The 13,081-nt window shown below is 73.8% G+C and carries 10 protein-coding genes; 6 read left to right on the top strand and 4 right to left on the bottom strand.

The window, feature by feature from the left end; genetic code table 11:
* The first annotated feature begins 86 nt into the window (after positions 1-86).
* On the top strand, positions 87-857 hold the full coding sequence (locus tag ACA361_RS35245; RefSeq protein WP_375019385.1) for a molybdopterin dinucleotide binding domain-containing protein: 771 nt from the start codon (positions 87-89) through the stop codon (positions 855-857).
* 18 nt (positions 858-875) lie between these two features.
* Positions 876-2,120 (top strand): DUF1266 domain-containing protein, encoded by a 1,245-nt coding sequence (locus ACA361_RS35240; RefSeq protein WP_375019383.1) that lies wholly within the window; start codon positions 876-878, stop codon positions 2,118-2,120.
* Between the two features lie 13 nt (positions 2,121-2,133).
* Here the strand turns inward: ACA361_RS35240 and add are convergent, their stop codons facing one another.
* On the bottom strand, positions 2,134-3,144 hold the full coding sequence (gene add, locus ACA361_RS35235; RefSeq protein WP_375019381.1) for an adenosine deaminase: 1,011 nt from the start codon (positions 3,142-3,144) through the stop codon (positions 2,134-2,136).
* A gap of 80 nt (positions 3,145-3,224) precedes the next feature.
* Here add and ACA361_RS35230 point away from each other — a divergent pair, with 80 nt between their 5' ends.
* A complete protein-coding gene (locus ACA361_RS35230; protein WP_375019379.1) occupies positions 3,225-4,187 on the top strand; it encodes a helix-turn-helix transcriptional regulator in 963 nt (320 codons plus the stop codon).
* On the opposite strand, the gene ACA361_RS35225 is transcribed toward ACA361_RS35230, so the two are convergent.
* From ACA361_RS35225 to ACA361_RS35215, 3 genes are all read right to left on the bottom strand, one after another.
* Positions 4,178-5,137, bottom strand: coding sequence for an SDR family oxidoreductase (locus tag ACA361_RS35225; RefSeq protein WP_375019377.1), 960 nt, complete (start codon positions 5,135-5,137; stop codon positions 4,178-4,180). The genes ACA361_RS35230 and ACA361_RS35225 overlap by 10 nt on opposite strands.
* 130 nt (positions 5,138-5,267) lie before the next feature.
* A complete protein-coding gene (locus tag ACA361_RS35220) occupies positions 5,268-5,414 on the bottom strand; it encodes a GPGG-motif small membrane protein (RefSeq protein WP_375019375.1) in 147 nt (48 codons plus the stop codon).
* Positions 5,415-5,474: 60 nt separating this feature from the next.
* The gene (locus ACA361_RS35215) at positions 5,475-7,670 is read right to left on the bottom strand and encodes an anthranilate synthase component I (protein ID WP_375019373.1); all 2,196 of its coding nucleotides are present in this window, start codon (positions 7,668-7,670) and stop codon (positions 5,475-5,477) included.
* A gap of 350 nt (positions 7,671-8,020) precedes the next feature.
* Between ACA361_RS35215 and ACA361_RS35210 the strand changes: the two genes are divergently transcribed.
* From ACA361_RS35210 to ACA361_RS35200, 3 genes are all read left to right on the top strand, one after another.
* Positions 8,021-8,269 carry a DUF3311 domain-containing protein gene (locus ACA361_RS35210; RefSeq protein ID WP_375019371.1) on the top strand — a complete coding sequence of 83 codons (249 nt, stop codon included), beginning with the start codon at positions 8,021-8,023 and terminating at the stop codon, positions 8,267-8,269.
* Between the two features lies 1 nt (position 8,270).
* Positions 8,271-9,881, top strand: a complete 1,611-nt coding sequence (gene mctP / locus ACA361_RS35205; protein WP_375019369.1) for a monocarboxylate uptake permease MctP — start codon at positions 8,271-8,273, stop codon at positions 9,879-9,881.
* 249 nt (positions 9,882-10,130) lie between these two features.
* A complete protein-coding gene (locus tag ACA361_RS35200; protein WP_375019367.1) occupies positions 10,131-12,929 on the top strand; it encodes a family 20 glycosylhydrolase in 2,799 nt (932 codons plus the stop codon).
* The last annotated feature ends 152 nt before the right edge of the window (positions 12,930-13,081 follow it).

Genomic DNA, 13,081 nt, shown 5'->3' with positions numbered 1-13,081 from the left:
CTCTCCTTGCCGGAGGGTTCGCGCGGATGACGGATACAGTCGCCGATGCTGGTGGGTCACGTTCCGCATTCCACCAGGCAGAGCCCATGATTAGGACGCCGCTATCACCGCGCTACGGCCACCTGTACCTGGCGTGGAACGAGCCCGCGGTCGAGCCGCCCGGCGAGTGCCTGCCCACGACGGAGACGTTCCGGCGGCTGGCCCGCGCGATGGGGCTGGCCGAGCCGGCGCTGTACGAGCCGGACGAGCGGCTGGCCGAGCAGGCGCTGGCGTCCGGGCATCCGTTCCTGGAGGGGATCACGCTGGAGCGGCTGAAGAAGGAGGGGTTCGCGCGGCTGTCGGTGCCGGATCCGTTCCTTCCGTACGCGGACGGGTTCCCGACGCTGTCGGGGCGGCTGGAGTTCGTGTCGCGGTGGGCCGCGGACGCGGGCCTGGACCCGCTGGCGGGGTACACGCCGCCGGCCGAGGTCGCCGATCCGGAGCGGGCGAAGCGGTACCCGCTGGCGCTGGTCTCGGCGGCCTCGCACCACTTCCTCAACACGGTGTTCGGCAGCAACGAGGAGCTGCGGCGCCGGTCGGGCGGCGGGCCGGCGCTGCGGATGCACCCCGAGGACGCGCGGGAGCGGGGGCTGGAGAGCGGCGGCCGGGTCCGGGTCGGCAACGACCGTGGCGCGTTCGAGGCGGTCCTGGAGGTGACGCCGCAGGTGCGGCCGGGCGTGGTCGCGACGACCAAGGGGCACTGGGCCAAGTTCTCGGGCGGCGCCAACGCCAACGCGGTCGTCGACGAGCGCGACACGGACATGGGCGGCGGTCCGGTGTTCCACGACACCCGGGTCGAGGTGGAACCGGCCGGCTGAGCGGCCCGTCAAGGGATCATGAAGATCGAGACCGCGCTCGAGCGGGCGCGGAGGTACGAGCGGCGGGGCGAGGCCGCGGAGGCGGCGGCGGTCTACGCGGAGGCGGCCGGGGCGCTGGAGGTGCGCGGCGACCTCGCCTCGGCCGTGGCGGTGCGGGCGCGGCAGGCGCGGGCGCTGCGGGACGCCGGCCGGATCCGCGACGCCCTGCGGATCATGGACGCGGCCGAGCGCGCGGCCGCCGGCCTCCCGGACGCCGGAGCGCTGCGGGCGGTGCTGGACGGGCAGGCCGCGCACGTCCTGGAGGGCGCGGGCCGGGTGAAGGAGGCGCGCGCCCGGGCGCTGGCGGCGCTGGACGGGTTCCGCGCCGTCCGCGACCGCCGCCGCGCGGAGCGGGTGGCGGTGCACGCGGCGCGGCTGGCGGTACGGGAGAGCGGGCACCGCGCGGCCGTCCCGGCGCTGCGCGAGCTGCTGGCCGTCCTCGCGCCGGGCGGCGACGCGCACCGGCGGGTGGCGGCGCTGCTGGGCGAGGCGGAGCGGCGCCCGGACCGCGACCACGACATCGTCGTGACGCATCCCGGCGCGGCGGCGTGGGGGCGGCCGGCGGCCGCGCTGGCGGTCGGCGCGCACCTGGCGGTCGGCAACGGGGTCGCCTGGAACCTGCCGGACGGCCGCGACGAGGACCCCGCCGACGTCCGCGAGCGGCTGGCCGAGAGCTGGGGCGTCACGGACGCGGCGGGCTGGCGCGAGCAGATCGACGCGCTGCTCCACGCGGAGAACAGCGATCCGGCGATCCAGGACGTGCTGGACCTGCGGCGCCCGGAGGACGACGAGTACGCCTGGCAGGAGGCCGTGACCGGCCGGTGCCGCGGCGAGGACGTCGGGACCGCCCGGGAGCTGGTGCGCCTGTCGACGCTGATCCTGCGGTACGAGGCGCGCTTCCGGATCGACGGGCTGCTGGAGGCCGGCGAGCGGGTGGGCACCGTGGCGGGGTACGACTTCGGCCGCGCGGTCAACATGGCCCGCTGGGGCCTCAACGCGGGCTTCTGCGACGCGGAGACCGCCGCGGAGTGCGTGCTGCGCGCGGGCGACCTGGCCCGCCGGGCGTACGGGTCGTGGGCGGAGTTCTCGGCCGGCTACACCCTGGGCCGGCTGCTGCGCTTCGACGGGGGCGAGTTCGGCACCTGGTACGACCGCTCGGTCGCGGCCCACCGTGTCCTCACCGGCGCGCCGGACAGCCCCTGGCGGACCCTCGCCTGGGGCTGACCGGCGCGGGCGGTCACGTGGCGTCGATCTCGTGGATGATCGACTTCTTGGCGTCCTCGTCGAGGCTGGAGGCGGTGACGGCGTTGCGGGCGAGGGCGGCCAGTTCGGCGCGGCCCAGGCCGAAGACGTCGGCGGCGACGCGGTACTCGCCGGTCAGCGTGGTGTCGAACATGGGCGGGTCGTCGCTGTTGAGCGTGACGAACAGGCCCTCCTCCAGCATCCGGGGCAGCGGGTGGGCGGCGATGTCGGGGATCTGGCCGGTGCGGACGTTGGAGGTGGGGCACACCTCCAGGGGGATCTGCGTCTCGCGCAGGTGGGCGACCAGCCGGGGGTCCTGGACGCAGGACAGGCCGTGGCCGATGCGCTCGGCGCCCAGCCCCTCGACGACCTCCCAGATCGTTTCCGGGCCGGTCATCTCGCCGGCGTGCGGGAGGCTGCGGAGCCCGGCGGCGCGGGCGGCGCGGAACGCGTCCCGGATGGCCTCGGTGTGGCCGGCGCGGGCCTGCTCGATGCCGGCCAGGCCGAAGCCGACGAGGTTCTCGGGCGGGTGCGCGAGGGCCTGGTCGAGGGTGTCGCCGATGAAGTCGCCGGGGAGGTCGGCCGGGATGTCGAAGATGTAGGCCATCCGGATGCCGTACCGCTCGCGCGCCTGGCGGGCGGCGATGTCGAGCGCCTCGGTGACGGCGGCGGGCGGCATGCCGACGAGCCGGTGGGCGTGCGGGGTGACGGTCAGCTCGACGTACCGGACGTTCTGCGCGGCCAGGTCGCGGGCGACGCCGAGCACGAGGGTGGCGACGTCCTCGGGGTCGCGGACCAGGGCGTTGACGGCCTGGTACACCTCGGCGAAGTGCGGGAAGTCGCGGAACGCGTAGAACGCGCGCAGCTCCCGCTCGCCGGCCGGGACGGTCCCGTCGGGGTGGCGCCGGGCCAGTTCGAGGACGGTGGGGACGGACGCCGAGCCCACCAGGTGGACGTGGAGCTCGACTTTCGGAAGGGCGTCGATGAACGCGTGCAGATCGGACACGGCGGCGACGTTAACAGCGGTTTCGCCGTCCACGGCAGAGATGATCGCGTTATCTGACACAAGAATGTCAGAATGGGCCCATGCGCGCGTCCCGGCTGATCAACCTGGTGCTCCTGCTGCAGTCGCGGGAGACGATGACCGCCGCCGAGCTGGCCCGCGAGCTGGAGGTCTCCGAGCGGACGGTCTACCGGGACGTCGAGGCGCTGTCGGCGGCCGGCGTCCCGGTGTACGCCGAGCAGGGCCGCAACGGCGGCTACCGGCTCGTCGGCGGGTACCGCACCCGGCTCACCGGGCTCAGCCGCGAGGAGGCCGAGGCGCTGTTCCTGTCCGGGCTGCCGGGCCCGGCCGCGGACATGGGGCTGGCCGACGCGGTCGCGGCGGCGGAGCTGAAGGTGCTGGCCGCGCTCCCGGCCACGCTGCGGGACGCCCCCGTCCAGGCCGGCCGGCGCTTCCACCTGGACGCGCCGGGCTGGTTCGGCGAGTCCGGTCCCCCGCCGCTCCTGCGGGAGCTGGCCCGGGCGGTGTGGCGGGACGAGGTCGTCCGGCTGCGCTACCGCAAGGACCGCGAGGTGACGCGCACGGCGGAGCCGTACGGGCTGGTGCTGAAGAACGGCACCTGGTACCTCGTCGCCCGCGTCGGCGAGGGGCACCGCACGTACCGCGTCGACCGGATCACCGGGCTGGAGCCCACCGGCGAGACGTTCGAGCGGGACGAGGGGTTCGACCTGCCCGGCCACTGGGCGGGACAGGCCGAGTCGTTCCTGCGGGCGATGCTGCGCGAGGAGGTCACCGTCCGGCTGAGCCCGGCCGGGCTGCGCGCCCTGCGGTACGCGGTGGAGCCGTACGCGGCCCGCAGGGCGCGGGAGGAGGCGGGCGAGCCGGACGGCGACGGCTGGGTCGTCACCCGGCTCCCGGTCGAGTCGCCGCTGGTGGCCGAGCAGGAGCTGATGCGCCTGGGCGCCGAGGTCGAGGTGCTGGAGCCGCCGGAGCTGCGCGCCCGGATGGCCGGGAACGCCGCCCGGGTCGCCGCGCTCTACCGGTAGCCGGTGACGTCGGCGGGCCTGCCCGCCGACTGCACTTCGGCGATGTACCGCCAGGCGTCCGGCCGGCTGCCGTCGGTGTCGGTGAACCCGTACTCCCGGGCCAGCTCGCCGCTGGACAGCGACCTGCCGTTCCAGCGGTGCCGTTCCGGGTCGGCGGCCAGGGCGGCGGCGGCCCGCCCGACGTAGGCGGGCGACTCGGAGATCGCGAAGTGCGCGTTCACGCGGGTGCCGTCCCGCCAGGTGTCCTCGGTGACGCCGAAGTGCTCCAGCATCGCCTCCGACCGCAGCCAGCCGGGGGTGAGCGACACGGCGGTGCAGCCGTACGGCGCGATCTCCTCCGACAGGGCCAGCCCCATCCGGATCACGGCCCATTTGCACAGGTCGTAGAAGTAGCCGGTCTCCTCGCGGTACGCGGCGTTGCTCTCGGCCGTGCCGTCGGTCATCTCGATCGCCAGCCCGCCGGGGTTCCTGATCAGGAGCGGGAGCGCCTTGTGCGCGGTGATGGCGTGCGCGTCGATCGACAGCCGGAACATCCGCAGGCCCTCGTCCAGCGGCAGGTCCCAGAACCGGGTGCCGAACCTGACGAGGTGGTCGGCGCCCCAGATGTCGTTCACCAGGACGTCCAGCCGGCCGTGGCCGGCGTCGATCCGCTCGACCAGCCGGTCCACCTGCGCGGGGTCGAGATGGTCGGTGGGGACGGCGATGCCCTCGCCGCCGGCCGCGCTGACGAGCTCGGCGGTCTCCTCGATGGTCTCGGGGCGGCCGGTCTCCGAGCGGCGCTCCCGGGTGGTGCGCCCGGTGGCGTAGACGGTGGCGCCCGCGGCGCCCAGCTGCACGGCGATGCCGCGGCCGGCGCCGCGGGTGGCCCCCGCGACCAGGGCGACCCGTCCCGCCAGCGGGCGGTCCCGCCCGTCCCGGCCGGTCGTCGCGGTACTCGTCTGCTCGTTCATGCGGACGATGCTGGCACCGAAACCTGACAGCGAGCGTCAGGCTTTCCCCACGTTTCGGGCGGGCCGCTCCGGAGGCATGGCGCCCGCCCGGGCCGCTGCCCGGGCGGGGAGGTCCATGCGGCGAGGACGGTCAGGTGAAGATGCTGATGCCGCCCGGCCCCACCAGGCAGCCGAGGACGATCAGGACGATGCCGAAGAGAATCTCCCGGCGGGCGATGAGAACGTAGATGCCGGCGATGACGAGGATCGCCGCGATGATCGAAAGCAAGGCGAACATGGTCGCGGGGTGCCCTGCCCCGCGACCGGCAAACCGCCTCCCGATATTGGTTGTCCGAAATTACCGAATTGTTACGTCCGCCGGTTTCTCGGCGGGCCGCCGGCAGAGCCGCAGCGCGTTCGCCACGATCCGGTGGCCCGACCGCCCCGCCGCGGTGAGGATCGACTCCGGATGGAACTGCACCGCCCAGCGCCGCCGCCGCGGGTCCTCGATCGCCATGACCACGTCCCCGGTCAGCGCGGTGACCTGGAAGCCCTTCACCCGGTCGGGCTTCGCGTGCAGCGAGTGGTAGCGGGCCGCGGTGAACTCGTCCGGCAGCCCCTCCAGCAGCTCGCCGCCCGCCGCGACCTTCACCTGCCCCGGCTTGCCGTGCGACGGCTCCGGCAGCAGCGCCAGCTCGCCGCCCGCGTGCTCGACCATCGCCTGCAGCCCCAGGCACACCCCGAACGCGGGCAGCCCCCGCTCGTCGAGGGCGTCCAGCAGCGCGCCGGTCGCGAAGTCCTCGGGCCGGCCCGGACCCGGCGACAGGACGACCAGGTCGGGCGCGTGCTCGTCCAGCATCCCCACCGGGAAGCCGTGCCGCAGCGTGACCACGTCGGCGCCCTCCTGTCGGAAGTAGTCGGCGAGGGTGTTGACGAAGGAGTCCTCGTGGTCGACCACCAGGACCTTCAGCCCCTCCCCGGCGCGCCCGGCCGCCGGCTCCGCCGCCGCCCCGGCGTCCTCGGCGCCGGCCTGCGACTCCTCCAGCGCCCGCAGCAGCGCGCTCGCCTTGAGGTGCGTCTCGCGCTCCTCCTCGTCGGGGTCGGAGTCGTACAGCAGCGTGGCCCCGGCCCGCACGGTCGCGATCCCGTCCCGGATCTGCGCGGTACGGAGCGTCAGCCCGGTGTTCATCGACCCGTCGAAGCCGACGCAGCCGACGGCCCCGCCGTACCAGCGGCGCGGCGAGTCCTCGTGGTCCTCGATGAACTGCATCGCCCACGTCTTGGGCGCGCCGGTCACCGTCACCGCCCACATGTGGGTGAGGAACGCGTCCAGCGCGTCGAAGCCCGGCCGCAGCCGCCCCTCGATGTGGTCGACGGTGTGGATCAGCCGCGAGTACAGCTCGATCTGCCGCCGCCCCAGCACCTTCACGCTGCCCGGCACGCAGATCCGCGACTTGTCGTTGCGGTCGACGTCGGTGCACATCGTCAGCTCGGACTCGTCCTTGGCCGACGACAGGATCGCGCGGATCTGCTCGGCGTCCTCCAGGGCGTCCTCCCCGCGCCGGATCGTGCCCGCGATCGGGCAGGTCTCCACCCGGTCGCCGGTCACCCGGACGAACATCTCCGGCGAGGCGCCGACCAGGTACTCGCCGTCGCCGAGGTTGAACAGGAACTCGTACGGCGCCGGGTTGGTCTCCCGCAGCCGCTCGAAGAACGCCGCCGGGGACTCGCACCGCCCGTACATGGCGTGCCCCGGCGTCACCTCGAACAGGTCGCCGCGGACGAACTTCTCCTTGGCGTCCCGCACCATCCGCGCGTACACGCCGGGGACGGGCTGGGGCGGCGGCTCGGCGGCGGCGGGCACCGGCGTCGGCTCGGTCTCGCGCGGCAGCCCCGCGGTGCTCGCGCCGCCGGCCTCGAAGTCGTAGGACATCCGGTGCGAGGTCTCCCGCTTCCGGTCGACCACGATCATCTCGTCGGCCAGGTGCAGCACCAGGTCGCGCTGGTCCGCCGGGCGCTCCAGCCGGGTGCGCAGCGGCTCGAACTGCAGCGACAGGTCGTACCCGAACGCCCCGTACAGGCCGAGGTGCGGGTCGTCGCAGCGGAACAGGTCGATGATCGCGCGCAGCGCGCTGAACACGGTCGGCTGCCGGCTGCGCTCCTCCTCGGTGAAGAACTCCGCGGACGGCGGCACGAACACCTCGACGCCGCCGGCGTCCTCGGAGCGGACCTCGCCGACGCCGCGCAGCACCGGCGCGACAGCGGCCAGCACCACCCGGCCGCGCCCGTTCAGCGCCCGCGCGGCGACCGTGCGGCCGCGCGCGACGATCTCCAGGCAGGGGTCGAGGTAGGCCATGTGCCAGCGGCTGTAGCGGCCGGGGTACTCCATGCCGGAGCTCAGCACGCCCCCGCGCCGCTCCCCCACGGCGGCGACGAGGGCGTTCAGCACGTCGGACTTGCGCTCGGGGTCGACCGGCGTGGCCGTGCGGGTGACCCGCACGCCCCCGGCGGTCACGAACTCGCTGGTCTGCGATTGCTCTGGGACGGTCTCCACCGCGGTGGCCCCTCGTGATCGAGCCCTGCACCCCCGGCCGAAACGCGAGACGACCGCCGGGTGAGGGCGGTCGCCTGGATTTCGGAAATGCACGAACCGGCGCCGCCTAGCGGCGCCACCACCACTGGAAGAGCCGGGGCGCGGTTCGCATGGGAGGAGCCTACCCGCCCGCGCGCCCCCGGGTCGAGCGGCGCCGCGCTGGAACGATCCAGCCAAGTCGTGCCGTACCCGATATGAGCCCGTGACCGGCGCCGGGATAGGCTCGCGCGGTTTCACTTCCGCCCCGGAGGACCTGCGCCGACACGCGCGCCACCGGGGCGGGCATCGCTCCCGCCCGACGAGGAGGACCCTTGGCCTCGAAATCGGCCGGTACCCCGGCCAAGACCCCGCCCCCGGCGGAGCCCCCGCGCTCCGACCGCAGCCACTGGAACTGGCTGCTGATCGTCCCGGTGGTGCTCCCCCTGCTGACGTTCGTCTTCAACAGCGACGAGCCCCGCGTCGCCGGTTTCCCCGCCTTCTACTGGATCCAGTTCCTCTTCATCCCGGTGGGCGTGGCCTGCACGGTGATCGTCTACCGGATGACCAGGAGGCGGGGCTGACATGAGCACCGAGCACCTCACCGAAATGATCATTTTCGCCCTGCTGTTCCTCCTGGTGAGCGGCATGGGCTTCGTGGCGGCCCGGTGGCGCCGGCCGGCCACGATGGACAGCCTGGACGAGTGGGGCCTGGGCGGCCGCAACTTCGGCAGCTGGATCACCTGGTTCCTGATCGGCGGCGACCTCTACACCGCCTACACCTTCGTCGCCGTCCCCGCCCTGGTCTTCGGCGCGGGCGCGGCCGGCTTCTACGCGGTGCCGTACACCATCGTGGTCTACCCGCTGGTGTTCCTGGTGCTGATCCGGCTCTGGTCGGTGTCGCACGTGCACGGGTTCGTGACGCCCGCCGACTTCGTGCGCGCCCGGTTCGGCTCGCCGACGCTGGCGCTGGTGGTGGCGATCACCGGCATCGTGGCGACGATGCCGTACATCGCGCTGCAGCTGGTCGGCATCGAGGCGGTGCTGAAGGCGATGGGGGTGACCGGCCACCTGCCGATCGTCATCGCGTTCGCCATCCTGGCCGCCTACACCTACCAGTCGGGCCTGCGGGCGCCGGCGCTGATCGCCTTCGTCAAGGACATCCTGATCTACCTGGTGATCATCGTCGCGGTGCTGTACATCCCGAGCAAGCTCGGCGGCTGGGGGAACATCTTCGACTCGGCGCAGGCCAAGTTCGAGAAGACCCCCGCGCCGTCCGACGGGATCCTGCTGGACGGCACCAACCAGCTCAACTACGCGATGCTCGCGCTGGGCTCCGCGCTGGCGCTGTTCCTCTACCCGCACAGCATCACCGGCGTGCTGGCCAGCAAGAACCGTGACGTGATCAAGCGCAACATGTCGGCGCTGCCCGCCTACAGCTTCGTGCTCGGGCTGATCGCGCTGCTGGGCTTCATGGCGATCGCGGCCGGGGTGACGCCGATCATCACCGACGGGAAGGCCGACACCAACACCGTGGTGCCGGTCCTGTTCGACCAGATGTTCCCGAGCTGGTTCGCCGGCGTCGCGTACGCGGCGATCGGCATCGGCGCGCTGGTCCCGGCGGCGATCATGTCGATCGCGGCGGCGAACCTGTTCACCCGCAACATCTACAAGGAGTACCTGAAGAAGGACGCCACCGAGAAGCAGGAGGCCACGGTCAGCAAGCTGGTCTCGCTGGTGGTCAAGGTCGGCGCGGTGGCCTGCATCCTGCTGCTGGACCCCGAGTTCTCCATCGACCTCCAGCTGATCGGCGGCGTGATCATCCTGCAGACGCTGCCGGCGGTGGCGCTCGGCCTGGTCACCCGCTGGTTCCACCGCGGCGCGCTGATCGCCGGCTGGGCCGCGGGCCTGGGCGCCGGGCTGTGGATGCTGTACCAGATCCCCAACCCGGCGAAGGGCAAGGAGCACTTCGGCGGCTCCGCGTACAAGCTGAGCGAGCTGGGGCTGGACACCAAGATGACGGTGTACGTGGGCGTGCTCGCGCTCGCCGTCAACCTGGTGGTCGCGGTCGCCGGCACGGTGGTGTGCCGCGCCGCCAAGCTGGCCGACGGCGACGACGCCACGCGCGAGTCGGACTACACGGCCGACGCCGGCGACCCGAAGGTCAAGGAGCTGGAGCTGTCCTCCTCGACCTGACCGGCGCGCCGCCGCCCCGTCCACCGGGCGCGGCCGTTCCCACCCCTCAGGGTGCGGAGCGGCCGCGCCCGGCCGTTTCCGCGGCCGGGCGGCGGCGGTGGCCGGTTGCGGACTTGGGCACCGGGTGCCGCTAATTATTAGGTTACTTTCCTGTTTGTGCGGCCGCGATCGGTTGCGAGCCCGGCCGCCGCCGCCGGCGCCCGCCCGCCGGTCCGTCCCCCGTCCGCCAGGAGAGCGGTTCATGCTGCCATGAAGACGCCCAACAGACCTGCGGTCCTCGTACCCGCCGCCGCCCTCGCCGCCTCGCTCGCCGTCGCCGCCGCGCCCGGCACCGCCGCGGCCGGCTGCCGGCCCGACGCGCGCGACCTGCTGATGACCTACCGGCCGGTCGACCACACCGTCACCGACGCGCAGTACTTCCGCGCCCGGCTGACGCTCGCCAACCGCGACCGCGGATGCGCGCTCGCGGGCGGCTGGACGATGTACTTCACCTCCGTCCGCCAGCCCGCCGCGGTGCTGGCCGGCGCGGCCGGCGACGCCGCCCGCGCCCGGCTCGCCGCCCAGGGCCTCGCGGTCGCCCGCGCCGACACCGCCCGGAGCGGCGACTTCTACGCGCTGACGCCGACCGGCGCGTTCGGGCGGGTCGCGCCGGGCGAGCGGCGCGCGATCGACCTCGACGTCGAGCTCTGGGCAACGCACAAGTCCGACGCCCCGGCCGGCTGGGCCCTCGCGTACGGCCGCGGCCCCGCCCGGTGGATGCCCGCGAAGACGCTGCTCGACCCGGCCGACCCCAAGCAGACCAAGGCGTTCTCCGGCGACGCGCGGCCCGTCCAGACCGCGGCGCTCCGCCACGCCGAGAACACCGCCCGCAGGCTCGACCTCACGCTCCAGCAGAGGATCGTCCCGCAGCCGCTGTCGGCCACGGCCGGCGGCGGCACCGTCGCGCTCGGCGGCGACTCCGCGATCACCGCCCCGGCGAGCCTGCGCAAGGAGGCCGGATACCTGCGGTCGGCGCTCCGCGACGTCTCCACGGGACGCGGCGCGCCCGTCACCCTGCGGACGGACGCCCGGCTGGACGCCGACCGCGACGGCGAGCCCGACGCCGAGGGCTACACCCTGAACGCGACCGCCGCCGGGGTCGAGATCGTCGGCGCGGACGCCGCCGGGGTGCTGTACGGCATCCAGACGCTGCGGCAGCTCGTCCCCGCCCCGGCGTACAAGGCGGCGGCCGCCGGCCGCGCGCCCGCGACGGTGGCGGTGCCGCGCGCGGCGGTCGCCGACGCGCCGCTGTTCGGCTACCGCGGCCTGCACATCGACGTGGCCCGGCACTTCGAGTCCCCCGAGACCGTCAAGAAGTTCCTGGACCTCATGGCGTTCAGCAAGCTCAACCGGCTGCACCTCGGGCTGACCAACGACGAGGGCTGGCGGCTGGAGATCCCCGGCCTGCCCGAGCTGACCGGCTTCGGCGGGCGCCGGGTCCTGGAACCGGACGAGCGCACCGGCCTGCATCACGGCATGGGGTCGGTGAACGACCTCGGCGGCGGCGACGGCGTCCTCGGCAAGGCGCGCGACCGCACCCAGGCCAACCTCGGCCGCACCCCCGCGTTCCAGGGCTACGAGCAGCTCATGGTCAACTTCGTCGGCAAGGGCTCCGGGCACTACTCGGCGGGCGACTTCACCGGCATCCTGCGGTACGCGGCGGAGCGGCACATCGAGGTCGTGCCGGAGCTGAACTTCCCCGCGCACGCCCGCGCCGCCGTCCAGGCGATGGAGCGCCGCCACCAGCGCACCGGCGACGCCACCTACCGGCTGCTCGACCCGCAGGACACCTCGCGGCACGTCAGCGTCCAGGGCTACAACGACAACCTGGTCAACCCCTGCGTCCCGGGCACGTACGCGTTCCTGCGCAAGGTCGTCGGCGAGGTCGGCAAGATGTACGCCGCCGCCGGCGTGCCGCTGAACCGGCTCAACCTCGGCGGCGACGAGCCGCCCGGCCCGCCCGAGGGCTGGTGGAACGGATCGCCCGCGTGCGCGGCGAACCCCGACACGGCCGGCAAGTCCGGCGAGGAGCTGGCCGACCTGTTCTTCACCCGGTGGAACGGCATCGCGCTGACGGCGGCGAAGTCGACCTCCGGCTGGGAGGACGTCACCGCGCCCGACCGCGACCTGCGGCTGAGGAACTTCGCGCCGCTCCCCTGGCAGAACGTGTGGGGCTGGGGCCGCGAGGACTGGGCGTACCGGTTCGCGAACGAGGGCACGCCGGTCATCCTCGCCCACGCCACCAACCTCTACATGGACCTCGCCTACAACAAGGACCCCGACGAGCCGGGCTACTACTGGGCCGCGTACGTGGACGAGAAGAGCACGTTCACGTACCAGCCGTTCGACGTGTACGCCAACGCGACCGAGGACCGGTGGGGCAACCCCGTCACGCCCAGCCCCGGCTGGCAGCGGCTGACGGAGCAGGGCAGGAAGAACATCCTCGGCATCGAGGCGCAGCTGTGGGCCGAGAACGGCAAGACGCCCGAGGTGCGCGAGTACCAGGCGTTCCCGAAGCTGCTCGGCGCGGCCGAGCGGGCGTGGAACCGCCGCACGCCGTCGCCCGCCCAGATGCCGGCGGCGTGGGAGGTCTTCAGCAACACGCTCGGGCAGGTCACCTACCCGCTGCTGTCGTACTACCGGCCGGTCGGGCTGCGCGGCACGGGCGTGAACTACCGCGTCCCGCTGCCCGGCGCGAAGATCTCCGCCGGGACGCTGACCGCCAGCGTCCGCAACCCCGGCCTGGCGATCGAGTACTCCACCGACGGCGTCCGCTGGCGCGCGTACGGCGGCCCCGTGCGGGTCGGCGAGCACGCGCTCGTCCGGACGCGCAGCGCGGACGGCCGCACCAGCCGCATCGCCCCGGTCGGCGTGCCGGCCTGGCGGGACGGCACCGCGTACCGGCCGGGCAGCGTCGTGACGCACCAGGGCGAGCTGTTCACCGCCACGCGCGGCGGTACGGGCCGGGCGCCCGACCTGGCCCCGGGTGACTGGAGGCTCCTCCAGTAGGACCTCTCCAGCAGGACCTCCGGATCCCTTTTCCCGTTCCCCTCCCTCGTCCCGTCGCGGCGGCCTTCCGGCCCCGCGGCGGGACTTTCCTCGTCCCGGGGCCTTGACAGCCGATCTCTCCGGCGACCATCCTCAACGCTAACGTTAACGTT

It is taken from the genome of Actinomadura sp. 21ATH (genome assembly GCF_041951345.1).
Lineage (GTDB): Bacteria > Actinomycetota > Actinomycetes > Streptosporangiales > Streptosporangiaceae > Spirillospora.
The sequence above is the reverse complement of the archived record's forward strand: the minus strand, read 5'-3'. Positions and strand labels throughout refer to the sequence as shown.

Bases quoted from the DNA above. Each gene is read 5' to 3' on its own strand.
- ACA361_RS35245 (WP_375019385.1), top strand. From the start codon at position 87: ATGATTAGGACGCCGCTATCACCGCGCTACGGCCACCTGTACCTGGCG.
- ACA361_RS35240 (WP_375019383.1), top strand. From the start codon at position 876: ATGAAGATCGAGACCGCGCTCGAGCGGGCGCGGAGGTACGAGCGGCGG.
- ACA361_RS35230 (WP_375019379.1), top strand. From the start codon at position 3,225: ATGCGCGCGTCCCGGCTGATCAACCTGGTGCTCCTGCTGCAGTCGCGG.
- ACA361_RS35225 (WP_375019377.1), bottom strand. From the start codon at position 5,137: ATGAACGAGCAGACGAGTACCGCGACGACCGGCCGGGACGGGCGGGAC.
- ACA361_RS35220 (WP_375019375.1), bottom strand. From the start codon at position 5,414: ATGTTCGCCTTGCTTTCGATCATCGCGGCGATCCTCGTCATCGCCGGC.
- mctP (WP_375019369.1), top strand. From the start codon at position 8,271: ATGAGCACCGAGCACCTCACCGAAATGATCATTTTCGCCCTGCTGTTC.
- ACA361_RS35200 (WP_375019367.1), top strand. From the start codon at position 10,131: ATGAAGACGCCCAACAGACCTGCGGTCCTCGTACCCGCCGCCGCCCTC.